At 66.9% G+C, this 22631-nt stretch carries 26 protein-coding genes; 13 read left to right on the top strand and 13 right to left on the bottom strand.

Annotated elements, in window-relative coordinates; translation table 11 throughout:
• Positions 1-3 precede the first annotated feature (3 nt).
• From HF680_RS10745 to otsB, 3 genes are read right to left on the bottom strand one after another with little or no spacing between them, the layout of a single operon-like run.
• Positions 4-1416 carry an alpha,alpha-trehalose-phosphate synthase (UDP-forming) gene (locus HF680_RS10745; protein ID WP_185225040.1) on the bottom strand — a complete coding sequence of 471 codons (1413 nt, stop codon included), beginning with the start codon at positions 1414-1416 and terminating at the stop codon, positions 4-6.
• 42 nt (positions 1417-1458) lie between these two features.
• Entirely contained in the window at positions 1459-3243 is a 1785-nt protein-coding gene (locus HF680_RS10740) for a glycoside hydrolase family 15 protein (protein ID WP_185225039.1), read from the bottom strand.
• Positions 3244-3247: 4 nt separating this feature from the next.
• Positions 3248-3976, bottom strand: a complete 729-nt coding sequence (otsB, locus tag HF680_RS10735) for a trehalose-phosphatase (protein ID WP_185225038.1) — start codon at positions 3974-3976, stop codon at positions 3248-3250.
• 198 nt (positions 3977-4174) lie between these two features.
• Here otsB and HF680_RS10730 point away from each other — a divergent pair, with 198 nt between their 5' ends.
• Genes HF680_RS10730 through fmt form a run of 8 tightly spaced genes read left to right on the top strand, consistent with a single transcriptional unit; the run spans position 4175 to position 10535 of the window.
• Complete coding sequence (locus tag HF680_RS10730; RefSeq protein WP_185225037.1) at positions 4175-5167, top strand: KpsF/GutQ family sugar-phosphate isomerase; 993 nt, start codon at positions 4175-4177, stop codon at positions 5165-5167.
• Position 5168: 1 nt separating this feature from the next.
• Entirely contained in the window at positions 5169-6452 is a 1284-nt protein-coding gene (locus HF680_RS10725; RefSeq protein ID WP_185225036.1) for a glycosyltransferase family 4 protein, read from the top strand.
• A gap of 30 nt (positions 6453-6482) precedes the next feature.
• A complete protein-coding gene (locus HF680_RS10720; RefSeq protein ID WP_185225035.1) occupies positions 6483-7655 on the top strand; it encodes a polysaccharide biosynthesis/export family protein in 1173 nt (390 codons plus the stop codon).
• Between the two features lie 4 nt (positions 7656-7659).
• Complete coding sequence (locus HF680_RS10715) at positions 7660-8238, top strand: hypothetical protein (protein WP_045809922.1); 579 nt, start codon at positions 7660-7662, stop codon at positions 8236-8238.
• A gap of 33 nt (positions 8239-8271) precedes the next feature.
• The gene (locus tag HF680_RS10710; RefSeq protein ID WP_185225034.1) at positions 8272-8673 is read left to right on the top strand and encodes an acyl-CoA thioesterase; all 402 of its coding nucleotides are present in this window, start codon (positions 8272-8274) and stop codon (positions 8671-8673) included.
• 57 nt (positions 8674-8730) lie between these two features.
• Entirely contained in the window at positions 8731-9306 is a 576-nt protein-coding gene (gene def / locus HF680_RS10705; RefSeq protein ID WP_039243916.1) for a peptide deformylase, read from the top strand.
• On the top strand, positions 9306-9584 hold the full coding sequence (locus HF680_RS10700; protein WP_017504962.1) for a hypothetical protein: 279 nt from the start codon (positions 9306-9308) through the stop codon (positions 9582-9584). The genes def and HF680_RS10700 overlap by 1 nt, the downstream gene beginning before the upstream one ends.
• Before the next feature lie 27 nt (positions 9585-9611).
• Positions 9612-10535 carry a methionyl-tRNA formyltransferase gene (gene fmt / locus HF680_RS10695; RefSeq protein ID WP_045809923.1) on the top strand — a complete coding sequence of 308 codons (924 nt, stop codon included), beginning with the start codon at positions 9612-9614 and terminating at the stop codon, positions 10533-10535.
• Here the strand turns inward: fmt and HF680_RS10690 are convergent.
• Positions 10527-10769 carry a hypothetical protein gene (locus HF680_RS10690; RefSeq protein ID WP_045809924.1) on the bottom strand — a complete coding sequence of 81 codons (243 nt, stop codon included), beginning with the start codon at positions 10767-10769 and terminating at the stop codon, positions 10527-10529. The genes fmt and HF680_RS10690 overlap by 9 nt on opposite strands.
• A gap of 12 nt (positions 10770-10781) precedes the next feature.
• Between HF680_RS10690 and truA the strand changes: the two genes are divergently transcribed.
• The gene (gene truA / locus HF680_RS10685; protein ID WP_045809925.1) at positions 10782-11525 is read left to right on the top strand and encodes a tRNA pseudouridine(38-40) synthase TruA; all 744 of its coding nucleotides are present in this window, start codon (positions 10782-10784) and stop codon (positions 11523-11525) included.
• A gap of 18 nt (positions 11526-11543) precedes the next feature.
• On the opposite strand, the gene HF680_RS10680 is transcribed toward truA, so the two are convergent.
• The 4 genes from HF680_RS10680 to HF680_RS10665 form a co-directional block, all read right to left on the bottom strand.
• Positions 11544-12587 (bottom strand): aspartate-semialdehyde dehydrogenase, encoded by a 1044-nt coding sequence (locus tag HF680_RS10680; RefSeq protein ID WP_045809926.1) that lies wholly within the window; start codon positions 12585-12587, stop codon positions 11544-11546.
• A 331-nt stretch (positions 12588-12918) separates the two neighbouring features.
• Positions 12919-14136 carry a beta-ketoacyl-ACP synthase I gene (gene fabB, locus HF680_RS10675; protein ID WP_017504958.1) on the bottom strand — a complete coding sequence of 406 codons (1218 nt, stop codon included), beginning with the start codon at positions 14134-14136 and terminating at the stop codon, positions 12919-12921.
• A 66-nt stretch (positions 14137-14202) separates the two neighbouring features.
• On the bottom strand, positions 14203-14736 hold the full coding sequence (gene fabA, locus HF680_RS10670; protein WP_055754351.1) for a 3-hydroxyacyl-[acyl-carrier-protein] dehydratase FabA: 534 nt from the start codon (positions 14734-14736) through the stop codon (positions 14203-14205).
• Positions 14737-14805: 69 nt separating this feature from the next.
• A complete protein-coding gene (locus HF680_RS10665) occupies positions 14806-15378 on the bottom strand; it encodes an SH3 domain-containing protein (protein WP_295174874.1) in 573 nt (190 codons plus the stop codon).
• Between the two features lie 67 nt (positions 15379-15445).
• Between HF680_RS10665 and HF680_RS10660 the strand changes: the two genes are divergently transcribed.
• Positions 15446-16432, top strand: a complete 987-nt coding sequence (locus tag HF680_RS10660) for a 2-hydroxyacid dehydrogenase (RefSeq protein ID WP_026108384.1) — start codon at positions 15446-15448, stop codon at positions 16430-16432.
• Here the strand turns inward: HF680_RS10660 and HF680_RS10655 are convergent.
• On the bottom strand, positions 16429-17637 hold the full coding sequence (locus HF680_RS10655; protein WP_185225033.1) for a DUF6880 family protein: 1209 nt from the start codon (positions 17635-17637) through the stop codon (positions 16429-16431). The two genes, HF680_RS10660 and HF680_RS10655, sit on opposite strands and share 4 nt — an antisense overlap.
• Positions 17638-17757: 120 nt before the next feature.
• Between HF680_RS10655 and HF680_RS10650 the strand changes: the two genes are divergently transcribed.
• A complete protein-coding gene (locus HF680_RS10650; protein ID WP_055807490.1) occupies positions 17758-18009 on the top strand; it encodes a hypothetical protein in 252 nt (83 codons plus the stop codon).
• 3 nt (positions 18010-18012) lie between these two features.
• Here the strand turns inward: HF680_RS10650 and HF680_RS10645 are convergent, their stop codons facing one another.
• Positions 18013-18750, bottom strand: coding sequence for a HesA/MoeB/ThiF family protein (locus HF680_RS10645; protein WP_185225032.1), 738 nt, complete (start codon positions 18748-18750; stop codon positions 18013-18015).
• Positions 18751-18803: 53 nt separating this feature from the next.
• On the bottom strand, positions 18804-19205 hold the full coding sequence (locus tag HF680_RS10640; protein ID WP_185225031.1) for a BLUF domain-containing protein: 402 nt from the start codon (positions 19203-19205) through the stop codon (positions 18804-18806).
• Between the two features lie 133 nt (positions 19206-19338).
• Between HF680_RS10640 and hslV the strand changes: the two genes are divergently transcribed.
• Positions 19339-19899 carry an ATP-dependent protease subunit HslV gene (gene hslV, locus HF680_RS10635; protein WP_017504950.1) on the top strand — a complete coding sequence of 187 codons (561 nt, stop codon included), beginning with the start codon at positions 19339-19341 and terminating at the stop codon, positions 19897-19899.
• Positions 19900-19912: 13 nt separating this feature from the next.
• On the opposite strand, the gene HF680_RS10630 is transcribed toward hslV, so the two are convergent.
• Entirely contained in the window at positions 19913-20494 is a 582-nt protein-coding gene (locus HF680_RS10630) for a ClpP family protease (protein WP_185225030.1), read from the bottom strand.
• Positions 20494-20700, bottom strand: a complete 207-nt coding sequence (locus tag HF680_RS10625) for a hypothetical protein (RefSeq protein ID WP_039243902.1) — start codon at positions 20698-20700, stop codon at positions 20494-20496. Before HF680_RS10625 ends, HF680_RS10630 begins: the two co-directional genes overlap by 1 nt.
• Before the next feature lie 152 nt (positions 20701-20852).
• Between HF680_RS10625 and hisS the strand changes: the two genes are divergently transcribed.
• Positions 20853-22343 carry a histidine--tRNA ligase gene (gene hisS, locus HF680_RS10620; RefSeq protein WP_185225029.1) on the top strand — a complete coding sequence of 497 codons (1491 nt, stop codon included), beginning with the start codon at positions 20853-20855 and terminating at the stop codon, positions 22341-22343.
• Positions 22344-22631: the final 288 nt, after the last annotated feature.

Raw genomic sequence — 22631 nt, 5'->3', positions numbered from 1 at the left:
GCGTCAGGCCGCGCCGGCCCACTGCGTCGGTTGCGAAGTCGATTCATCGGCTTGCAGGGCGCGCACGAAATCATCGCGCCAGATGCCGACATCGGTGGCGCGAACCACATCCATCAGGGCTTCCCATTTCCGGATCCGCTCGGCCAGCGGCATGGTCAGCGCCTTCTGGATGGCGTCCGACAGCTCCTCGCGACTGTAGGGATTGACCAGCAGCGCCTCGCCCATCTGTTCGGCCGCGCCGGCGAAGCGCGACAGGATCAGCACGCCGGGATCGTCCGGGTTCTGGGCGCAGACATATTCCTTGGCCACCAGGTTCATGCCGTCGCGCAGCGGCGTCACCAGACCGACCCGCGCCGCACGGTAGATGCCCGCCAGCTGATCCCGGCGATAGGTGCGGTTCAGATAACGGATCGGCTGCCAATCCATGTCGGCGAAGGCGCCGTTGATGCGTCCGGCCAGGGCGTCCAGCCGCGAACGAATGTCCTGATAGCTGTCGACGTCGTCGCGCGAGATGGGCGTGACTTGCAACAGGAAGACCTCGCCCCGCATCGAGGCGTTGTCGTGCAGGAATTGTTCGTAGCCCAGCAGCCGCTCTTCCAGCCCCTTTGAATAGTCCAGCCGGTCCACGCCCACGATCATCGACCGGAAGGCCGACGACGCCGCCATCCGGTCATAGGTCCGCGCGCCAAGCTGCGAGTTCCGCGCCGCCAGGAAACCATCCACGTCGATACCGATGGGGAAGACGCCGGTCTGGACCTTGCGCCCGAAACACTCCAGCCCGCCGGTCCCGTCCAATTCGCCCTGAGCCTCTGACACCACATAGTCGGTGAACAGATCGCTCCATTCCTGCGTATGGAAACCGATCAGGTCGAAGTCGAACATCGACTCCACCAGCCGCCGGTGGTGCGGCAGGGTCACCAGCAACTGCCGCGCCGGCCAGGGCGTGTGCAGGAAGAAGCCGATCCGGTTGCGAATGCCCAGGCGGCGCAGATCCCGCGCCATCGGGATCATGTGATAGTCGTGGATCCAGATCATGTCGTCCGGCTGGATCAGCGGCGCCAGGGCCTCGGCGAAACGTCGGTTCACCCGCTCATAGCCCTCGCCGTAGGACCGTTCGTACTGGGCCAGGTCGATGCGGTGGTGGAACAACGGCCACAGCGTCTTGTTGGCGTAGCCGTTGTAGTATTCATCGACATCCTGCCCCTCCAGATCGACGAGCCCTACGGTGACGCCGGCACGGTCCTCAATCTTCACCTCGCCGCTGTAGTGATCCACCCGCTCGCCCGACCAGCCGAACCACAGGCCGTCGTATTTTCTCAGGGCGGCGGAGAGGGCCATCGCCAGGCCGCCGGCGGACCCGGCGGCGGGGTCGGTCGGGGCCGAAACCCGGTTCGAAACAACGATCAGGCGGCTCATGACTTCACTTCACTCGGCGACTCCAGCCCCGGGGTCCAGACATTAACGTACATCGGTCCAGGAACGGCTCAACAGCACGGCGCAATTGATGATGCCGACCAGGGAATAGGTCTGCGGATAGTTGCCCCACAGCTCCCCATCGTCGATCGAGATGTCCTCGCTCAACAACCCTGCAGCCGTTCGCCGGCTCAGCATCTCCTGGAAGATGGTGCGCGCTTCCTCGATGCGGCCGTTCTGGTGCAGGGCCTCGATGAACCAGAAGGTGCAGAAGTTGAAGGCGGTCTCCGGCTCGCCGAAGTCGTCCGGTTCGACATAGCGGAACAGGTGGCTGCCCTTCTTCAGGTCGCGCTCGATAGCGTCGAACGTCGCGACCTGACGCGGATCGTGCGCATCGAGGAAACCGAGATCGGTCATCTGCAGCAGGGAGGCGTCCAGCTCACGTCCGCCGAAGCTGGCGGCGAACCGGCCCTCGTCGGGCAGATAGGCCTCCGCCTCGATCCGCTGACGGATGATTTGCGCCCGCTCACGCCAGAAGGTGGCCCGATCCGGCAGATTCAGATGGTCGGCCGCCTTGGCCAGACGATCGCAGGCGGCCCAGCACATGACGGACGAATAGGTGTGGACCCGCGCAATGGTGCGGAACTCCCAAAGGCCCGCATCGGTCTGATCGTGCATGGCGAAGGCCCGCTCGCCGATGGCTTCCAGCGCGTGGAAATCCTCCAGCGTGCCCGGACGCAGCAGACGCGCGTCATAGAAGGCCTGGACCAGGGGCAGCACGATCTGTCCGTAGACGTCGTGTTGCAGATGTTCGTGCGCCTGATTGCCGATCCGCACCGGCTTCATGCCACGATAACCCTCGACGCTGTCGATGATGCTCTCGCCGATTCCGGGTTCCAGGCCCACGCCATAGACCGGCTGAACATGGCCGCCGGCGGAATCGTCGACCAAATTCCTTAGATAGACGAGGTAGTTTTCAAGGATATCGACCGCGCCCAGCCGGTTCAGCGCCCGCACCGTATAATAGGCGTCGCGGATCCAGCAGTAGCGGTAGTCCCAGTTGCGCCCGCTCTCCTTGAACTCGGGCACCGAGGTTGTCATGGCGGCGACGATGGCGCCGGTCTCTTCATAGGCGCACAGCTTCAGTGTGATCGCCGCGCGGATCACCGCCTCCTGATAGTCGAGCGGCAGATAGAGTTTGCGCACCCAGTCCTGCCAGTAGGCCACCGTGCGATCCAGCGCGCCCTGCACGCCGTGGCCGACATCCTGATCGTAGCCCTCGTCCGGGCCCAGGAAGAAGGCGTGCGACCGCTCCAGCCGGAACACGCGCTCCTCCAGCACGTGCGACACGGGACAATCGGTCGTCAGGCGGAAGGTGACGTCGGCGCACATATAGCGGATGTGGTTGGATCCGGAGGTGTGCGGCGCCGGGCGCGCGCCCCAGTCCGTCGAGGGCCGCAACCGCACTCGGATACGCGGCGTGCCCGACAGCGGCCGCACGATGCGCGCAAAGGCCAGCGGGCGATAGGTGCGCGAATGTTTGGGGTGACGCGGGGCGAAGTCTATGATTTCGGCCGACGATCCGTCCTCGGCCGTCATAACCGTGCGCAGAACCGGCGTGTTGCGGACATAGGCCTGATCGATCGTCTTCACGTCCTCCATCTCGATGGCCCAGAAGCCATGCTCGGGCGCCATGCCGTCCATGAGGGCGGAAAAGACCGGGTCGCCGTCCACACGCGGCGCGCAGGCCCAGACGAAGCGGCCCTGACGGTCGATCAGGGCGCTGACGCCGCAGTTGCCGATGGGAAACAAATCCAGATTGGGCTTCATCGGTTCAGGCCTTCGCTACGGCTTCAAGCCAGGTGAGCACGGCGTCCACATCGTCCAGGCGGTATCGCGCCGCCGTTTCGCGCTCGGGACCGACCAGCACGCCGTATCCGCCCAGCGCCGCCGCAGCCTCGAACCCGTATTCGTCGGTCAGATCGTCGCCCAGCATGACCGGGACGGCGCCCTTGAACGGCGCCTCCTGCATGAAGGCCGTGACGGCCGTGCCCTTGTCGGCGCCGGGCGTTTTCAGCTCCAGCACCATATGACCGGGTTGGAGCGTCAGTCCCGTCTCGGCCTGCAACTCGGCGGCCAGTCCCTTGGCGGCGCCGGCCTCATCCGGCGCCTGACGATAGTGCAGACCGACCGAGACGCCCTTGTCCTCGACGATCACGCCGGGGCGATCGGCGGCGAATTCCTCGAACGCGTCCAGCGCCTGGGCGACGCCGGCGTCGGGCGTCTTGCGTTCAATGGAGCCGTCCTTCAGACGCCGCTCCAGGCCATGCACGCCCGAGCCCGAGACAAGGGCGTGATCGGAAATACGGTCGATCTCGGCGAGAGTGCGTCCGCTGACGATGGCGACGCGGCCTGCCAGTCGCGCCTCAATAGCCTTCAGCGCCGCCGTACGACGCGCGGTCGGCACGACGGCGTCGGGCGTCGGGGCCATCGGGGCCAACACGCCGTCCATGTCTAGGAACAGGGCGATCCCGTCGGCGACGACGGGCGGTGTCGGGAGCAATAGCGAAACGGCTCCGGCATGAGACGGCATTGACGATCAAACTCTTTGTTTTAGTTCCCCGGTCGGCGTAACGCGCCAGAGCGGCAAAGGTTGACCAGAAACCGACAAAGTCGTCTGAAAGGGAGGCGGCGCGCGCAACGCACTCACGGTGGATCGCGCTCGTCAAAGAAGGAGAGCCCGGCTGCGGGCCAGGAAACAATGACCGAGATCACTCACTCGACCCCCGACGACATCGCCGTGATGACCGACCGCGCCCGTGAGGTCGTGCGCCTGAACATCGAGGCGCTGGAGGCGCTGGAACGCTCGATCGACGTGTCGATGGCCCGCGCAGTCGATGTCATCATGAGCCGGCCGGGCTATGTCGTCGTCACCGGCATGGGCAAGTCGGGCCATATCGGCGGCAAGATCGCCGCCACCCTGGCCTCGACCGGCACCAACGCCTTCTTCGTCCACCCGGCAGAGATGAGCCACGGCGATCTGGGGATGCTGCGTCCCGACGTGACGGTGCTGGCGATCTCCAACTCGGGCGAGAGCCGCGAGCTGCGCGATCCGCTGATCTATTGCCAACGCAACGGCATTCCCGTGATCGCCATCACACAGCGGCCGGCCAGCTTCCTGGGCCGCAACGCAGCGGTCTGCCTGACCATGCCCAAAGTCGCGGAGGCCTGCCCCAACGGCTTGGCGCCTACCACCTCGACCCTGATGACCCTCGCTCTGGGCGATGCCTTGGCCATGGTGCTGATGGATCGCCGCGAGTTCACGGCCATGGACTTCGGCCTGCACCACCCCGGCGGCGCCCTGGGCATGAGTCTGCAAAGCGTGCGCGAATGGATGGGTGACAATGCCGCCGTACCGGCCAGCGTGCCGTTGAACGCCAGCTTCGGCGATGTGGTCTCGGCGATCACCGAAGGTCGCAAAGGTGCGGTGGCCGTGCTGGACGCCGATGGCGCGCTGGCTGGCATCGTCACCGACGGCGACCTGCGCCGGGCCTTCCAGCGCGACACCACCCATTTGACGGCGGCCGATATCATGAGCGCCAATCCCATCACCGTGGATCCGGATGCGCGGATGAGCGACGTCGTCGATCTGTTGACCGCCAACAAGATCGCCAATCTGTTCGTGGTCGAGGACGGCAAGCCCACGGCCATCGTCCATATCGCCGAACTGATGCAGGCCGGCTACGTCGCCTAGGATGCGCATTCTCTATGACGCCAGCCGGCTTATGAGCCGGGCCGAACGGTCGGCGCCGACGGGCGTGGACCGGGTGTGTCTGGCCTATGCCGAATGGCTGCTCGCCTCGCCCGATATCGCAACCATCCCGGTGCGTGGCCGCAAGAACCGGTTGGTCGCGGTCGAGATCGGCTGGTTCCGGCGGTTCGTGGCCGACCTGCGCGCCAAGTGGAACGGCGCCGCCAGCACGGCGGCCGATCTGGCGCACGAACAGCGGCTGCTCGCCGCCCTGACTTCAGAGCGACGGCCGGCCGCCTCGGTGCTGTGCCCGGCGCCCGCGCCCGAGAAGGAGAAGCCCGCCGACAAGACGCGGGTGTTCAAACAGTTCTTCCGTTCGCGCCACGTCGCCCCGCTGCCGCAGGCCGACCTGTATCTGACCGTCGGCCACACCACCCTGCACGAGCCGACCGCGCTCGAAGATCTGAAGGCTGCGGGGATCGAACGCGTCGTGCTGCTGCACGATCTGATCCCGGTCACTCACCCTGAATTCTGCCGGCCCGGCGACGGCGACAAACATCATGCGCGGGTCTCAAACACCCTGCGCCTGGCCAGCCGGATCATCGTCAACTCCGCCTACACCGGTGACGAACTGCGCGCCTTCGCCGAGCGCGAGGGCCTGCCGCTGCCGCCGGTCCACGTCGCCCACCTGGGGCTGGAGCCGGCCTTCGTCGCCGGCGACGCGATTGAGGCGCCGCGTCCCTATTTCGTCCACGTCGGCACGATTGAGGCGCGCAAGAATCTGGCCTTGCTCTTGACCCTTTGGCGGCGCCTCGAAGAACGGATGGGCGATCAGACGCCGTCCCTGGTGCTGGTCGGTCGCTACGGCTGGGAGAACGAGGCGGTGCTGGATCATTTGCAGCGCTCGCCCAATCTGCAAGGGGTCGTTCACCAGGCGGCGAACCTGTCCGATGCTGTCTTGGCCAGGCTGATGCGCGGGGCCCGCGCCATACTCGCTCCCTCGTCCGTCGAAGGCTTCGACCTGCCCGCCGTAGAGGCCTGCGCCATGGGTCTGTCGCTGATCGCCTCCGACATTCCGCCCCACCGCGAGTTGACGCCGAACGCCGAACTGATCGATCCGCTTGACGGCCTAGGTTGGCTGGCCGCCATCGAGCGCGCGACCAAGGCGGCGCCGATACCCTCGCCCTCCTACAGGGCGCCGTCCTGGACCGAGCATTTCCGCAGCATCGCTGACGCCATCGGGCTTCAAACCGTTTCGCCACTGGCGAGCGCGCCCAAAGGCTTGTAATCAATCCGCGAACGAGGGCTTTCCAGCTTCATGACGCGCACCATCCTGCCGCTTGCCATTGTCGCCATTCTCGGCGGCTGCTCCACCCTGCCGCGCGACGGGCCCTCGGGCGCCTCGGTCAACGCCGGAGCCACGACCGCCTCGGCGCTAGGCAGCTACGCGCTGGTGCCGTTGACGTTCGAAGCGACCGAGCGAATGAAGCAGGTTCCGCCGCAGTTCTTCGGTAGTCTCGCCGCAGGATCGAGCGAGCAGCCCGCTGACGTGATCGGCGAAGGCGACACCCTGGCGATCTCGATCTTCGACCCATCGGGCGCGCTGTTCGGGGGAACCCTCGGCTCTGGATCCTCGTCCAGCCGCACGAGCACGACATTGTCGGGCGGCAATCAGGCGCTGCCTGGCGCTACCGTTGATCGCAGCGGCTCAGTGACCATTCCGTTCGGCGGGCAGGTTCGGGTTCAGGGCCTGACCTCCACCCAGGCAGCGGCGGCGATCCGGCGCGCCCTGGTCGGCAAGGTCGCCAATCCGCAGGTGCTGGTGTCCATCGCGGGCAACGCCTCCAACACGGTCAATGTGCTGGGCGACGTGCGCCAGCCCGGTCGTGCGCCGCTGGGCGTCAACAGCGACCGCATTCTGGACGTGATCGCTGCGGCCGGCGGCTCAGCCCGCACCACCGACGACCTGACCATCTCGATTCAGCGCGAGGGCCGCACCTATACCGCGCCCCTGTCGGCCGTGACGACCGAGTTCGGCGAGAACGTGCGTCTGCAACGTGGCGACGTGGTCAATGTCCAGTACAAGCCCCGTCGTTTCTCGACCTTCGGCGGCCTGAACGCTGTGGCCCAGGTCGACATGCCGGCCGGTCCCGTGACCCTGACCGGCGCCCTTTCCAAGGTCGGCGGCCTGAACACCAATACCGCCAATGCGCGTCGCGTTCTGATCTTCCGCTTCGAACGTCCCGAGGTCGCCCAGGCGCTGGGGATCAATCAGCCCGCCACCCCGCGCGGCGTGCCGGTCGTCTATGAGCTGGACTTCAGCGACGCCGCCAACGTTTTCGCCGCCACCAACATGGAAGTCATGCCCGAGGACGTGATCTATGTGCCCTTGGCCGGCGCCGCGGAGATGCGCAAGTTCTTCGAGGTCGTTCAGAGCCTGACCCGCGTCGTCTATGACGTGTCGGTGACCAGCACGCTCAACAACGACTAACGTCATGGCCAGACGGCGGGCGCTGCTTTCGGGACTGTTTTCGCACAAGTCACCGGCTGCACTCGCCGAGGACACGATCGACCCGTTCGAGCGACCGACCGATCTGGCGCAGGAGCAATCCGACGCCTTGAGCCTGGCCTTGGCTGAAATCGAAGCCGGGGCGCTGGAGATCTACGCCCAGGCTGGGCTGCCCACCCAGCCGGGCCACTATCGTCGCGATCCCGACACGGCGGACTGGATCTTTATCGCCCGCCAGATCGAGCCGCCCGAACGCTTCGCCCTGGCCCTGCGCTATCCGTCCGAACAGGGCTGGCGCTTCGCCCGGCTGGAGGATTTGGGCGCGCGGTCGGGCCGTGAAGATGTTCAGGCCGCAGCGCGTCTCATGGCCGATGTCGCAATCTTGCGGGCGTCTCGGCGCGGCGTGTTGACCCAGGATCATCTCCTGACCGCCATGGAACTGGGCGCCGCCTGGCGCGCCTTGCGCGATGCACAGGCGTTTCGCACCTCCCGCCTGACCCTGTCCGTGCCGGAGCCCGCGCGTCCCAAGGCGCTCAAGGGCGACAAGCCGTCAAGGCCGCGCTAGAGAGCCCGCCTCCCCGAACTGCAGGCTCCTTCCATGTCCGACGCCCCCGAATATCCGCCCGAAGATCAGCCCGTCGGTCGCATCATCGCCATGCCCGCCGACACCAATCCCGAGGGCGACATCTTCGGCGGCTGGCTGCTGGCGCAGATGGACCTTGCGGGCGCGACTCCGGCGTTCGAACTGGCCTGCGGTCGCTGCGCCACCGTGTCGCTGGACGGCATGGTCTTTCACCAGCCGGTCTCGGTCGGCGACGAGGTCAGCATTTACGCCCACGTCATCGGTTCGGGCCGCACCTCCATCCGCGTCCAGGTCGAGGCGTGGAAGCGGGCGCGGGGCCAGCCCCAGGCCGCTTCGGTGCGCGTGACCCAGGGCGTCTTCACCTATGTCGCCATCGACGAAAACCGCAAACCCCGCCCTCTGCCCGGCAAGGCGTAGAGCGCGGCGAGCGGCGCAAATCTTGACCTTGCGCCGGGGCGGGCCTACGTCCCGGCCATGGCCATTCGACGCATCCTCACCATCGACAACGCCGCCGACCTGGCGATCCTCAAGCAGGTATCCAAGCCCGTCGCGGCCGTGGACGACGCCGTCCGCGCCCTGATGGATGACATGCTGGAGACGATGTACGACGCGCCGGGCATTGGCCTGGCCGCCGTTCAGATCGGCGCCCTGGACCGCGTGATCGTCATGGACCTGGGCGACAAGGACGGCGTGGTCTGCGAGACCGAGGAAGAGGCGGCCGAGAACGCCGAGGCGCGCAAGAATCCGCGTTTCTTCGCCAACCCGGAGATCCTGTGGACCTCGGACGAGCTCTACACCTACGAGGAAGGCTGCCTGTCGATCCCCGAGTATTTCGACAAGGTGGAACGCCCGGCCCGCGTCCGCATTCGCTATCTGAACCGTGACGGTCAGTCGGTGGAGGAAGAGGCCGAGGGCCTCTACGCCGTCTGCATCCAGCACGAGATGGACCACCTTAACGGCGTGCTCTTCATCGACCATCTGTCGCGTCTCAAGCGAGACCGCGCCGTGACCAAGGTCAAGAAGGCCGCTCGCGACAGGATCGCCGCCTGATGACCAAGATCGTCCGCCCCGAACGTATCGAACGCGCTGCGCGCCGGATCGCCCCGTCCATCCCGCGCGGCCGCTCGCTGATCATCGACGCCTCGGGCCGTCGTCGCCTGACGCGCAGCCAGAAGGTCGGCGTCGCCGGCGTCGCCACCCTGGCCGGCGTGGCCTTGCTGGGCGTCGTGGCCGGCCTGCTGCTGGATCGCCTGCTCGATTTCGACGACGCCCTGGACGCGGGCGGCGAGTGGGACGAGGGCGGCGGCGTCTTCACCCGCTGGCAGTAAGCCGCCTAAAGTTCTAAAGGCGTGCCCATGCGCCTTGCCTTCATGGGAACTCCCGACTTCGCCGTGCCGTCCCTGGCCGAGCTGATCGCCTCGGGTCACGAGATCGTCGCTGTCTATTCGCAGCCGCCACGCCCCAAGGGCCGGGGCCAGAAGCTGACGCCGTCGCCCGTCCACGCCTTCGCCGAGACCATGGGCCTGCCCGTCTTCACGCCAGAAAGCCTGAAGGACGCCGAGGCGATCGACACCTTCAGAAGCCTGGATCTCGATGCGGCCTGCGTCGTCGCCTATGGCCAGATCCTGAAGACCGAGGTGCTGGAGGCGCCACGCCTGGGCTGTCTGAACCTGCATGGCTCCCTGCTGCCGCGCTGGCGCGGAGCCGCCCCGATCCAGCGCGCCATCATGGCTGGCGACAAACAGACCGGCGTCCAGATCATGCAGATGAGTCTGGGTCTGGACGAAGGCCCCATCCTGCTCAGCGAACGGATGGACATTCTGCCCGACGACACGGCCGCCAGCCTGTCCGAACGGATGGCCCATGTCGGCGCGGGCCTGTGGCCCCGCGCGCTGGCCGCCATCGACCGGGGCGGCGTCACCCCCTCGGAACAGGTCGGAGAGCCGACCTACGCCAAGAAGATCACCCCGGCCGAGGCTCGAATCGACTGGACCCGCCCCGCCGCCGAGGTGGACGCCCACATCCGCGGCCTGTCGCCCTTCCCGGGCGCCTGGTTCGAGGCCCCGTCAGAGGCTGGCCCCGTGCGGATCAAGGCGCTGCTGTCGGGTCTGGCGGACGCATCGGGCGCGCCCGGAACCGTGCTGGACGACGCCCTGACGGTGGCCTGCGGCGACGGCGCGGTGCGTCTGATCCGCGTTCAGCGCGAGGGCAAGTCGGCGCAATCGGCCGAGGAGATGCTGCGCGGCTTCCCCTTGCCGGTCGAGACCAGCCTAGGCTGAGAGGTTGAACTCGCGGCCCAGGATTTCCCAAAGCGCCTTTGCGCTTTCTGAAGTCAGTTGGAAAGTCTGGCTCTGGCTGTTCGGTTTCGCTCTATCTGCTGATCCAAGTGTATCGATCTGCAAGAAGGAGCGCCCGTCGCGCCTGAACACGCCATAGTGGCCCACAACGTGAGTTGGGTGCAGCTTAAGCTCCCGCTCTCGATCTAGCGGTTGAAACTGGTCGATTACGGCCATGTGGAGTCCTGAGTGCCTAGGTATAAACTTACTATCGAATACGACGGCACGGCCTACAACGGCTTCCAAGCCCAGGACGGCCAGCCGACAGTGCAGGGCGCGCTGGAGGCGGCGATCCACGCCTTTTCCGGGGAGCGGATTCGCATCGCCGCCGCCGGCCGCACCGACACCGGGGTCCATGCGACGGCCCAGGTCATTCACGCGGATCTGGAGCGGAACTGGCCCGTCGATACGGTGCTGAACGCCATGAACGCGCATCTGGTGCGTCAGGACGTCTGCGTCCTGGCGGCTGAATATGCGCCCGACCCCGACTGGCACGCCCGGTTCTCGGCGACTGGCCGGGGCTATCTGTACCGCATCCTGAACCGCCGCCCCCAGCCCGTCCTGGAGCGCGACCGCGTCTGGCACGTCAAGAAGACCTTGGACGCCGAGGCCATGCACCATGCGGCGCAAGTCCTGGTCGGCCACCACGACTTCACCACCTTCCGCGACGTCGGCTGCCAGTCCAAATCGCCGGTCAAATCGCTGGACGTGGCGCGCGTGTCCCGGTTCGGCGAGGAGGTGCATCTGGTCTTCCAGGCGCGCAGCTTCCTGCACCGCCAGGTCCGGTCCATGGCCGGCACCCTGGTCGAGGTGGGGCTGGGTCGCTGGAGCGCCCACGACGTCAAGGCCGCGCTGGAGGCGAAGGACCGCGCGCGGTGCGGCCCCGTCGCCCCCTCGGCAGGGCTCTATCTCACCGGCGTGCGCTACGACTGAACCCCGCCTGCGAGCCGATCAGCCGCGCCGCTGAACCAGCACCTCGGCGATCTGGACCGCGTTCAGGGCCGCGCCCTTCCTCAGATTGTCGTTCGAGACGACTAGGGCCAGGCCATGCTCGACGGTCGGATCGGGGCGCACGCGCCCGACGAAGACCGGGTCCTGACCCGACGCTTCCAGCGGATTCGGCACAGCCGTCACCACCACGCCGGGCGCCTGGCCCAAGAGGTCCAGCGCGTGAGCCGCCGACAGCGGGCGCTCGAACTCGACATTGATCGACAGAGAATGGCCGGTGAAGACCGGCACCCGCACGCAGGTGCCCGAGACGGGCAGGCCGGGGATTTCGAGGATCTTGCGGCTCTCGTCGCGCAGCTTCAGCTCCTCGTCGGTATAGCCGTCCTCGCCGAGCGTATAGTTCAGGGCCACCACATTAGCGGCAATCGGCACGACCCACTTCTCGGGCGCGCCGAAGTCCACGGCCCCGCCGTCGCGGGCCAGGGCCGCGCCCTGCCCCACGGTCGCGCGCGACTGCTCCTCCAGCACGCGGATGCCCTCGATCCCGCCGCCTGAGACGGCCTGATAGGTGGAGACCGTCAGACGCTTCATCCCAGCCGCGTCGTGCAGGGGCTTCAGCACCGGCATGGCGGCCATGGTGGTGCAGTTGGGGTTGGCGATGATCCCCTTGGGCAGGTCAGCCAGGGCGTGGGGGTTCACCTCGGCGACGACCAGCGGCACCTGCGGGTCAGAACGCCAAGCCGAGGAGTTGTCGATCACCACCGCCCCGGCCGCCGCCACCTTAGGCGCCAGGGCCCTGGACGTCTCGCCGCCCGCCGAGAAGAAGACGATGTCCAGACCGGCGTAGTCCGCCGTCGCCGCATCCTCGACCACGATGTCGGTCTGGCCGAAGCGGATGGTCTTGCCCGCCGACCGGGCCGAGGCGAACAGGCGCAGCGAAGCCAGCGGGAAGTTCCGCTCGGCCAACAGGCCCCGCATCATCTCGCCGACCAGGCCGGTGGCGCCGACGATACCCACGTGGGGCGGGTTGGACGGGGAAAAGGACATTCAGGCGTCTCCTGGGAAGGGTGGAGGCGCGGGGTTCAGCCGGATCGACCGCCCCGCGCATCGGCGGGGCTTGGGATCGGGATTGTCGCTAGACCGTGCGCGCACCCGAAACCGCCCCGCCGAAGCCGGTGGTTTTCGAGGTCATCGCTTTAATCGGGCGCTTGGTCACGGCGGCGTTCTCTAAGGGTGAGAAACGGTCGTGTAAACGGGCAGTGACGAAAGAATTCACGCAAAGAGGAGGAGAACGGCCCTGCACACGCAATAAAGCCGCTACCCTAGGCCCTCCCACCCATCATCTTTGGGCTTGACCCGAATATGATGGGTTAAAGTTTCAGACCTTCGACAGGATCAGCGTGCCGTTGGTGCCGCCGAAGCCGAAGCTGTTGGACATGACGTGGGTCAGTTCGCCGTCGTGGCGCTGGCGCAGGATCGGCATGCCTTCGAACGCCGGATCGAGATTTTCGATATGGGCGCTTTCGGCCGCAAAGCCGTTCTGCATCATCAGCAGGCAGTAGATGGCCTCCTGCGCGCCCGCCGCGCCGAGGCTGTGGCCCGTCAGCGACTTGGTTGAAGAGATCATCGGCATCTGGTCGCCGAAGACGGCGCGCACGGCCTCCATCTCCTTGGCGTCGCCCACGGGCGTCGAGGTGCCGTGCGGGTTCAGATAGTCGATCTTGGGATTGCCGGCCTGTTCCAGCGCGATCTTCATGCAGCGCTGGGCGCCCTCGCCCGAGGGGGCGACCATGTCGTAACCGTCGGCGTTGGCGCCATAGCCGGTGACTTCGGCGTAGATGGTCGCGCCGCGCGCCTTGGCCCGCTCATACTCTTCCAGCACCACGATGCCGGCGCCGCCGGCGATGACGAAGCCGTCGCGGTTCGCGTCATAGGCTCTGGAGGCCACAGACGGATTGTCGTTGAAGTCCGACGACATGGCGCCCATGGCGTCGAACATGTTGGACATGGACCAGTCGATGTCCTCGCAGCCGCCGGCGAAGACCACGTCCTGCTTGCCCCACTGGATTTGTTCGACCCCGGCGCCGATGCAGTGGGCGCTGGTCGCGCAGGCCGAGCTGATCGAATAGTTGATGCCCCGCATCTGGAACCAGGTCGACAGCACAGCCGACGGGCCCGACGCCATCGCCTTAGGCACGGCGAACGGGCCGATGCGCTTGGGCGCGCCCTTCTCGACCGTGGTCGCGGCCGCCTGCAGGATCACCTGGGTCGAGGGGCCGCCCTCGCCGACGATCAGGCCGATCCGGTCATCCTTGATCTCGTCCGCCGTCATGCCCGACGACTTCAGCGCCTCTTCGAAGGCGATGTGGCCCCAGGCGGTGCCGTTGGCCAGGAAACGCGCGGCGCGACGGTCGACCAGCTCTTCCCACGGACCGATCTTGGGCGGCGCCCAGACCTGGCTGCGGAAGCCGTATTTGGCGTGGTCGGGGGCATGAACGACGCCCGAACGGGCTTCGCGCAGGGACTGGGTCACCTCCTCGGCGCCATGGCCGATGGAAGAGACGATGCCCAGGCCGGTGACGACGACACGACGCATGGTGTTTCCTTCTTGATGCTTCCTGGTCCGAGGACCGTCCGCCTTGTTCGCGGTTATATAGGGGCGTTAACCGCCCGCCGCCTCATCCTTGGCGCCGAACAGGCCGACCCGCATGTCGTTGCAGGTGTAGATGACCTGGCCGTCGGCCTCCAGAACGCCGTCGGCGATGCCCATGACCAGCTTGCGGTTGATGACGCGTTTCAGGTTGATCTTATAGACCACCTTCTTGATGTCCGGAGTGACCTGGCCGGTGAACTTGACCTCGCCGACGCCCAGGGCGCGGCCGCGGCCGGGGCCGCCGATCCAGCCCAGATAGAAGCCGACCAGCTGCCACATGGCGTCCAGGCCCAGGCAGCCCGGCATGACGGGGTCGCCGATAAAGTGGCACTGGAAGAACCAAAGGTCGGGATGGATGTCGAGTTCGGCCTCGACATAGCCCTTGCCGTGCTCTCCGCCGTCCGCATTGATCGTGGTGATGCGGTCGAACATCAGCATCGGCGGGGCGGGCAGCTGGGCGTTGCCGGGACCGAACAGCTCGCCGCGGCCCGAGGCCAGCAGGGCCTCATGATCGAAGGACGAAGGATATTGGGACTGGGTCAAGGCGCTTCCGTTTCTTGAGACGTTGCGCGCGGGTTACACGACCGCGCTGCTTCGCTCAACAGCGTGCGGTCAGTTGCGCCCCGTGCCCGCGGGGCGATTGGCGTTGCACAGCGCCCGCTCCTGGGTGCCGAACACGGCCCGCTGAGCCACGAAACCCTCCAGCCGTCGCGCCCGGACCTTGCACCAGCCCTCCTCGCATTCGTCCAGCATCACCAGGGCGCGTGGCGACAGGCGCGCGCGCACCGACGCCGTCTCGGATCGGCCCGACCGGATCGGCACTTCCTCGGCGGTCGTATTGAAGACATAGCGCCGGCCCGACGACACCGTACGGTGGATCCAGGCCACGGCCCCGTCGGGATCACAGATCTTGCGCCATTCGGTCGTCTCGGCGATCACCTGAACCGGCAGGCCGGCGGCCCGATATTCCCACAGGATCGGATAATCCAGGCCCGGCCCCTGGCGCGCGCGGACGTGCGAGGACTTCAGCGAAATCCAGCGCGGCACCTCAAGCCCCGTCGGCGTCGGGCGGCCGTCGGGCATGGTCGCGCCGGCGCTGGCCATCACGCCGAGGCCGAGAACGGCTCCAACGAGGGCGATGCGGCGTCGCAGGCTTTGGAAGATGGCGGCGGCTTTGCTAGACACTGATTGGAACGACCCGTCGCGCGGGCTTTGATCCGTCTGAATCGCCGCCCGCTAACCAAGGCCGAGAATGTCCCCCCGCAAGCTTAAGGTCGTATTAACCAGACGCCTGCCCGACGCGGTCGAAACGCGGATGCGCGAGCTGTTCGACGCCGAGCTGAACCTAAAGGATCAGCCGATGGACCGCGCCGCCTTGCAGGCCGCCGTGCAGCGGGCCGAGGTTCTGGTGCCCACCATCACCGACGTCATCGACGCCGACCTGATCAATGGCGCGGGCGAGCAGTTGAAGATGATCGCCAACTTTGGCGCCGGGGTGGACCATATCGACGTCGACGCGGCCGTGGCGCGCGGCATCATCGTCACCAACACGCCCGGTGTCCTGACCGAGGACACCGCCGACCTGGCCATGAGCCTGATCCTGGCCGTCAGCCGCCGCATCGTCGAGGGCGCGCAGGTCGTGGCCGAAGGCCGGTTCGAGGGCTGGACCCCGACCTGGATGTGCGGACGCAAGCTTTGGGGCAAGCGGCTGGGCATCGTCGGCATGGGCCGGATCGGCCAGGCCCTGGCCCGGCGCGCCAAGGCCTTCGGGCTTCAGGTCCACTATCATAATCGCAAGCCCGTCCCGGCCCTGATCGAGGAAGAGCTGGGCGCGACCTACTGGGACGATCTGGACCAGATGCTGGCGCGGATGGACATCGTCTCGCTGAACTGTCCGGCGACGAAGGACACCCACCATCTGCTGTCGGCCGAACGCCTGGCCCGGCTCCAGCCCCACGCCATCCTGATCAACACCGCGCGCGGAGAGTTGATCGACGAAGCCGCCCTGGCCCAGGCCGTGGCCATGCGCGCCCTGTCCGGCGTCGGCCTTGACGTGTTCGAGAACGAGCCCGCGATCCATCATGGCCTGCTGGGCCAGTCCAATGTCGTGCTGCTGCCCCACCTGGGTTCCGCCACGTTGGAAGCGCGCCAGGACATGGGCGATCGCGTCATCGCCAACGTCATGACCTATCAGAACGGCCACCGCCCGCCGGATCGGGTGATTCCGGCGATGCTTTAGGGCGCAGCCAGCAAGCGCTCGGCCGCGTCGGGATATCTTTGCGCCAGCCGCGCCGCCCAGTCGGCCTTGAGCGGCAGCGGCGCGCGCACCTCGCGGATGCGGCGTTCGACCAGGGCGGCGGCCTCGCGATGGGCGGGCCAGTCCATCAGAAACCCCAGCGCCGTCTCGACATCGGCATAGGTCGCGGCGTGAGCCAGGGCGCGGTCCAGCGCCTCCACATCGTCGAAGTCCGGCAGACGCGCCAGATAGGCCCGCAGCACCGGCGCGGACAGGTCGCGCTCGAACATCGCCCAGCGCAGGTCTTGCGCCTCGTCCTTGCGCCCCTCGGCTTCCAAAAGGTCGATCGAGGTCGCCTCCCACGCCGGCGTCAGGGCCGGCGGTCCGGCCTGTGGCGATCGCCCGAAGGTCCAGCGCCGGTTGCCCGCCGACGGTTTCAGCGCCGTCTCCAGCGCCTGACGCGCTTCTGGAATGCGATCGGCGACCAGCAGCCGCTTGGCCATCACCGCCGCAAAATCCGGCGAGCCCCGTTCCTCAGGCGTCGTCATCGACAGCCACAGGTCCAGATCGCCCGCCCGGTCCGCCAGCCGCCGCACGACCGTCCGCATTCCGCGTGCGGTGGATGCAGTATCGAGACGACCCAGCAGCCTCTTGGCCATGTCCGCCGTCAGATTGTCGCCGCCGGCCCCAATCCACCGGGCGTATTCGAGCGGTTGCCGCGCCACCGCATCCGCCAGCAGACCCCCTGTGCTGTCGTCCGTCCGCACCGCAGCCTCGGCGATCCGCCACAGGTCCGGAGCCGCCGTTTCGAAGGCTGCGGCCAGTTCGCCCTTCTGATCCTTGACCCGCGTCGCCAGGCCGCGAAACAGGTCGAACCAGCCGATCAATCGCTCCAACCCCATCGCCGGCGCGGCCTCGGCCAGATCCTCGACGATTGCAGCCCGCAGAATTTCCAGATCGCGCAGCAGGTCCGGCCGCTTTCGCCACGACACCCGCGCGCGGCTGGCGGCGATGGTGGTCAATCGCTTGTCGATTTCCAGTGCCAGCAGATCCGGCCCCGCCTCGGCCGCCATCACCAGCCTGAGCCGCCGCTTCAGGATCGCATCCGCATCCGCCGCCTGCATCAGCAGTTCGCCCAGACGCTCAGCCCCTAAGCCGCTGAGATTTGCGGCGTTCAGCCGTTTGGGCGAGGCGGGACGTCGGGCCATCAGGCCTCCTTTTTCACAAGTCTGTCGGACCGAACTCACACGGCTGTCGAAAACCGCTGGCAGGGGAGGAACCGTCGTAAACGCGCTTCGTTTCCGGCGTCCTGATTGAGGAAGTGTGCGTTGGACTCCTACTACTGCATCGTCAACCTGCCCGGCGTTCCGGTGCGGGACATCTGCGTCCTCGACGCGGCGAACGACACGGCGGCCAATCAGGCGCTGGAGGCGATCGCCCGCAACTGGGTCGGGTTCGAAACCCTCTATCTCTATTGCGGCGAGCGTCTGGTGACGGTGCTCAGCAACCCGGCGCTGGGCTTCGCCCCGCCCCTGCCCGATCTGGATTTGGCCGACATCCGCTTCGCGACAGCCGCCTGAGCGTCAGCCGCCGCAGACCGGACACTCTGGATCGGCGGCGACCCTCACGGCCCGCGCCGAGCCCGCCAGACCATCATAGAGCATCAGCCGCCCCGTCAGGGCCTCGCCCGCGCCGGTGATCAGCTTGATGACCTCCAGCGCCGCCATCGACCCAATCACGCCGGTCAGGGCGCCGACGACGCCGACGCGCGCGCAGGTTTCCGCATCCAGCGGAATCTCGGGCACCAGGCATTGATAGCAGGGCTGGCCCGCAAACACCCCGATCTGCCCGTTCCAGCGGCCAAGCGCGCCCGACACCAGCGGCTTGCCCGCCGCAACGCAGGCCGCGTTGACCCACAGCCGGGTCTGGAAATCGTCGGTCCCGTCCAGCACGACGTCGAAGGCTGCGATCCGCGACTCGGCATTCTCGGCGGTGATCCGCTCGGCGAAAGTTTCGACCGCGACATGCGGATTGAGGCCGACCAGCCGTTCCGCCGCCGCCTCGACCTTCGACCGGCCGACCTGCGCCGTCGAAAAGGCAATCTGCCTCTGCAGATTGGACAGCCCCACAACATCGTCGTCGATCAGGCCCAAGGTCCCGACGCCCGCCGCCGCCAGATAGAGCGCCGCCGGCGATCCCACGCCGCCCGCGCCGACGATCAACACCCGCGCGCGCTTCAGCGCCTGCTGCCCCGGCCCGCCCACTTCGGACAGGACCAGATGGCGCGCATAGCGTTCGACTTCGTCTTCGGAAAAGATCACCGCCCTATCTAGCGCCGCAGAGGTTCCGGCGCGAGGGGCCTATCGCCTGCGCCTTAAGCGGCCATCCGGACGTGTTCGCACGACAGCAGCTTTTCCAGACCCGCGCTGGACAGATCGCTCAGACGCCGTCCGCGCAGAATGTCGGCGGCCTGCCGGTCGCTGAGGGCGCACAGCCGTGCGGGTTCGCGCATCCGCCGCTGCATGACGGGCCGATCATCCAGGACGCGGATGTTGTGATGACGCGGGTCTTTCCAGAGGCGCGACATCAGCCGGTCCAGGTCCGCACGGGCGCCCTCGATAACCTGGGCCATCTCGCCCTCGTAGAACAGCATGGCGCTGCCGATTTCGTCGCGTCGATTGTTTCGCTCCGACGCGCCAAGGATTTCGGCAAGCGACTGGATCGTGTGGTTGGCGCCACCGATCATTTCACTCACGAAAACGACGCGATAAAGCAAAACCTGTCCCTCGATTTCAAAGACCGCGAAAGCGGATTGCGCCTTCTAGCCAATATTGGGGTCAAAATAAGACAGCGTTACACCAAGGCGCGACAGACTTGATGCCGGCCCCCGCCCGCGCCATCTGATCGTCATGACCCAGACCGCATCCAACTTCCCCGACTGGCACGGCACCACCATTCTCGCGGTGCGCAAAAACGGACGCACCGTGATCGCCGGCGACGGCCAGGTCTCGATGGGCCCGACCATCGTCAAGGGCGCCGCCCGCAAGGTGCGCACCCTGGCGGGCGGCAAGGTGCTGGCCGGCTTTGCCGGCGCCACGGCCGACGCTTTCACCCTGATCGAGCGGCTTGAGGCCAAGCTGGAGCAGTATCCGGATCAGCTGGCGCGCGCCTGCGTCGACCTGGCCAAGGACTGGCGCACCGACCGCTATCTGCGCCGGTTGGAAGCCATGCTGCTGGTGGCGGACAAGTCGTCCATCTTCACCGTGACCGGCGTCGGCGACGTGCTGGAACCCGAATACGGCGTCGCCGCCGTGGGTTCGGGCGGCAACTACGCCCTGTCGGCCGCCCGCGCCCTGATCGAGGAAACCGATCTGGACGCCGAACAGGTCGCGCGCAAGGCCATGAAGATCGCCGCCGAAATCTGCGTCTACACCAACGGCAATCTTACCGTGGAAACGCTCCAGGCCTGATCCAGCCGGCGGGTCAGATCACTTCGGCGATCAGGCCCAACGCCTTGGCCTCCTGGGCCTCGATATACCAGTTGGCGGGGGCGCGTTTCAGCACCTCCTCCATCGTGACGGACGATCCGCGCACCAAGTTCTCGAAACCCTCGTTCTGGATGGCGATGGAGTGTTCCAGCTCGTTCAGCATGGCGCGAACCGAGGCGATGCAGGTCGTCAGCGGCCCGCTGACATGCAGTTGCTTGTCCATCTTGCGCTCATGGATCATCACCCGCGCGCCGCGCGTCAGATAGCGGTTCTCCACCGCAAAGAAGCTCATGAAGGTCGCGCCTGCGGAATAGATCGCCGCCTTGCCCAGAAAGACCAGCCGGCGGGACGGATTAATGTCGCTTTGAAAGCGCACGTCTTCGCCCATCATGCGCGCCACCTCGGGATCACCGCCCAAAGTCGAGAGTTCGATCACCGTCAGCCCGGTGTCGGGCGCCTCCGCCATCTGCTGGCGGAAGCGGTCGTACATGGCGTAATCGACCGCACCGGCGAGCAGGATGCGCGGGGTATCAAAAGCTTCTGCGGTCAGAATGCCGCTCGGCGCCATCTCTGACATCAAAGCTCGGCCGCAGCGGCGGCGTCGTCGCTGACGGGATAGCCCTGGGCCGACGCCCAGGATCGGGCTTCACGGATCGAGAAAAAGGCCTGGTTCTGCATCCGCCGCGACCCCGCGTCGTCGATCAGCTCGCACTCCCACCACCGGATCGTGCGGCGATCGGAGGTGTTGCAGGTGCGCGGAACGAGAAGGGCGTGGGGCGTCATGCGCCACTAACGAAACATTCTCCCGGCAGTTCCTTCGAAGCCGAGATTTCGCCTTTAGGAACAAATCATTGTGCGACGCAGGAGGACACAACGCCGGCGCCGAAGCGATGGGACAATTTGCGATCAAACGCCCCTTGGCTTAAGCGCGCGCCATGACCGACGCCGCGCCTCCCCGCCCCCTCGCCCGCAACCCGCGCGGCTTCGCTGACAAGCGCGGCCGTGACCTGACCGCCGAACGGCGCATCGTCGCCAGGGTGTCCGAGGTTTACGAGCGCTGGGGCTTCGAGCCGCTGGAGACGCCAGCCTTCGAATACGCCGATGCGCTGGGCAAGTTCCTGCCCGACGCCGACCGCCCGAACGAGGGCGTCTTCGCGCTACAGGACGACGCCGGATCGGACGAACCGGGCGAATGGATGGCCTTGCGCTACGACCACACCGCGCCCCTTGCCCGGTTCGCCGCCCAAACCTGGGAAACTCTGCCCAAGCCGTTTCGGCGCTATGCCTACGGTCCGGTCTGGCGCAACGAGAAGCCCGGCCCCGGCCGCTTCCGTGAGTTCTGGCAGTGCGACGCCGACACCGTCGGCTCGGACCGGCCCGAGGCCGACGCCGAAATCATCGCCATGGGCTGCGAAGGCTTACGCGCCGCCGGCCTGGACGCCGGCCAGGCCCAGATCCGCGTTTCGAACCGCAAGCTGTTCGACGGCCTGTTCGACGCCGGCGGCGTGACCGAGGCCGGTCAGCGGCTGACGGCGCTTCGCGCCATCGACAAGTTCGATCGCCTGGGCTGGGAGGGCGTGGTCCAACTGCTGGGCGAAGGACGTCTGGACGACTCGGGCGACTACACCAAGGGGGCCCAGCTGCCCGCCAAGGTCACGGCCGCCATCGAGGCCTTCCTGGCCTCCGCGAACACGCCTGGCCTGACGCGGGCGCAGACCCTGGACGCCGTCGCGCGCTCCGGCGACCTCGGCGCGGCGGGCGAGGCGGCGCTGAACGAGCTGGCCGCCATCGACCGCGCGCTGGCGGCCATGTCGGTCGGTCAGGACGCCGTGAAATTCAATCCGACCATCGTGCGCGGCCTGGAATATTACACCGGCGCCGTGTTCGAAGCCGAGCTGCTGCTCGACACGGTTGACGAAAAGGGCCGCCCGGTCCGCTTCGGCTCGATCGGCGGCGGCGGCCGCTATGACGATCTGGTCGCCCGCTTCACCGGCCAGAGCACGCCGGCGACCGGCTTCTCCTTCGGCGTCTCGCGTCTGGCCTCGGCCTTGCGCGCGGCGGGACGCGGCGCCGAGGACGCCGTGCGCGGGCCCGTGGTCGTAATCGTCTTCTCCGAGGACGACATGGACCATTATCTGACCGCCGTCGCCGAACTGCGCGCCGCCGGGATCGCCGCCGAGCTCTATCTGGGTCGCGCCGGCATGAAGGCGCAGATGAAATACGCAGACCGGCGCGGCGCCCCGGCCGTCGTCATCCTGGGCGGCGATGAGATCGCCGCCGGCGAGGTCACGATCAAGGATCTGGACGCCGGCCGCGCCGCCGCCGCCGGCATCACGGACAACGACGCCTGGAAGGCCGAACGCCCCGGCCAGATGAAAGTCCCCCGCGACAGCCTGGTCGCCGCCATCAAGTCCATTATCGAATAAGCTTCGATAATAACCCGCCCCTGAAATGAGTTATCAGTGATAAGTCGAAGAAAGTTCGACTCTTGCCAAAGCGGCCGTTGACGACCGACCGGCCCTTGCGTCAAATGACCTCACTCGAGGGCAAGCGTTGCTCAAGCGCGCAGCACTCGAAGGCGTTTCGGGGAGGAAACGTCCGCTCTTTAAAGAGCGCGAAAGCCCGCTGCGATGTATCCCCCGCAGCGGGCTTTTTCGCGTCTGGCGCCCAGACAAACGCCTATGAAAGCTCGACAAATTCTCGATACGGCGTCG

Source organism: Brevundimonas huaxiensis (assembly GCF_014218725.1).
Taxonomy (GTDB): domain Bacteria; phylum Pseudomonadota; class Alphaproteobacteria; order Caulobacterales; family Caulobacteraceae; genus Brevundimonas; species Brevundimonas huaxiensis.
This window is presented reverse-complemented; position numbering and strand designations above follow the sequence as displayed.

Excerpts from the sequence above, each read along its gene's own strand:
- def (WP_039243916.1), top strand. The coding sequence starts at position 8,731 with ATGGCCATTCGACGCATCCTCACCATCGACAACGCCGCCGACCTGGCG.
- HF680_RS10680 (WP_045809926.1), bottom strand. The coding sequence starts at position 12,587 with ATGTCCTTTTCCCCGTCCAACCCGCCCCACGTGGGTATCGTCGGCGCC.
- hisS (WP_185225029.1), top strand. The coding sequence starts at position 20,853 with ATGACCGACGCCGCGCCTCCCCGCCCCCTCGCCCGCAACCCGCGCGGC.
- HF680_RS10710 (WP_185225034.1), top strand. The coding sequence starts at position 8,272 with ATGTCCGACGCCCCCGAATATCCGCCCGAAGATCAGCCCGTCGGTCGC.
- HF680_RS10730 (WP_185225037.1), top strand. The coding sequence starts at position 4,175 with ATGACCGAGATCACTCACTCGACCCCCGACGACATCGCCGTGATGACC.
- HF680_RS10715 (WP_045809922.1), top strand. The coding sequence starts at position 7,660 with ATGGCCAGACGGCGGGCGCTGCTTTCGGGACTGTTTTCGCACAAGTCA.
- HF680_RS10740 (WP_185225039.1), bottom strand. The coding sequence starts at position 3,243 with ATGAAGCCCAATCTGGATTTGTTTCCCATCGGCAACTGCGGCGTCAGC.
- hslV (WP_017504950.1), top strand. The coding sequence starts at position 19,339 with ATGACCCAGACCGCATCCAACTTCCCCGACTGGCACGGCACCACCATT.
- HF680_RS10745 (WP_185225040.1), bottom strand. The coding sequence starts at position 1,416 with ATGAGCCGCCTGATCGTTGTTTCGAACCGGGTTTCGGCCCCGACCGAC.
- HF680_RS10725 (WP_185225036.1), top strand. The coding sequence starts at position 5,169 with ATGCGCATTCTCTATGACGCCAGCCGGCTTATGAGCCGGGCCGAACGG.
- HF680_RS10700 (WP_017504962.1), top strand. The coding sequence starts at position 9,306 with ATGACCAAGATCGTCCGCCCCGAACGTATCGAACGCGCTGCGCGCCGG.
- HF680_RS10690 (WP_045809924.1), bottom strand. The coding sequence starts at position 10,769 with ATGGCCGTAATCGACCAGTTTCAACCGCTAGATCGAGAGCGGGAGCTT.
- HF680_RS10655 (WP_185225033.1), bottom strand. The coding sequence starts at position 17,637 with ATGGCCCGACGTCCCGCCTCGCCCAAACGGCTGAACGCCGCAAATCTC.
- HF680_RS10660 (WP_026108384.1), top strand. The coding sequence starts at position 15,446 with ATGTCCCCCCGCAAGCTTAAGGTCGTATTAACCAGACGCCTGCCCGAC.
- fmt (WP_045809923.1), top strand. The coding sequence starts at position 9,612 with ATGCGCCTTGCCTTCATGGGAACTCCCGACTTCGCCGTGCCGTCCCTG.
- HF680_RS10630 (WP_185225030.1), bottom strand. The coding sequence starts at position 20,494 with ATGTCAGAGATGGCGCCGAGCGGCATTCTGACCGCAGAAGCTTTTGAT.
- HF680_RS10720 (WP_185225035.1), top strand. The coding sequence starts at position 6,483 with ATGACGCGCACCATCCTGCCGCTTGCCATTGTCGCCATTCTCGGCGGC.
- fabB (WP_017504958.1), bottom strand. The coding sequence starts at position 14,136 with ATGCGTCGTGTCGTCGTCACCGGCCTGGGCATCGTCTCTTCCATCGGC.
- HF680_RS10625 (WP_039243902.1), bottom strand. The coding sequence starts at position 20,700 with ATGACGCCCCACGCCCTTCTCGTTCCGCGCACCTGCAACACCTCCGAT.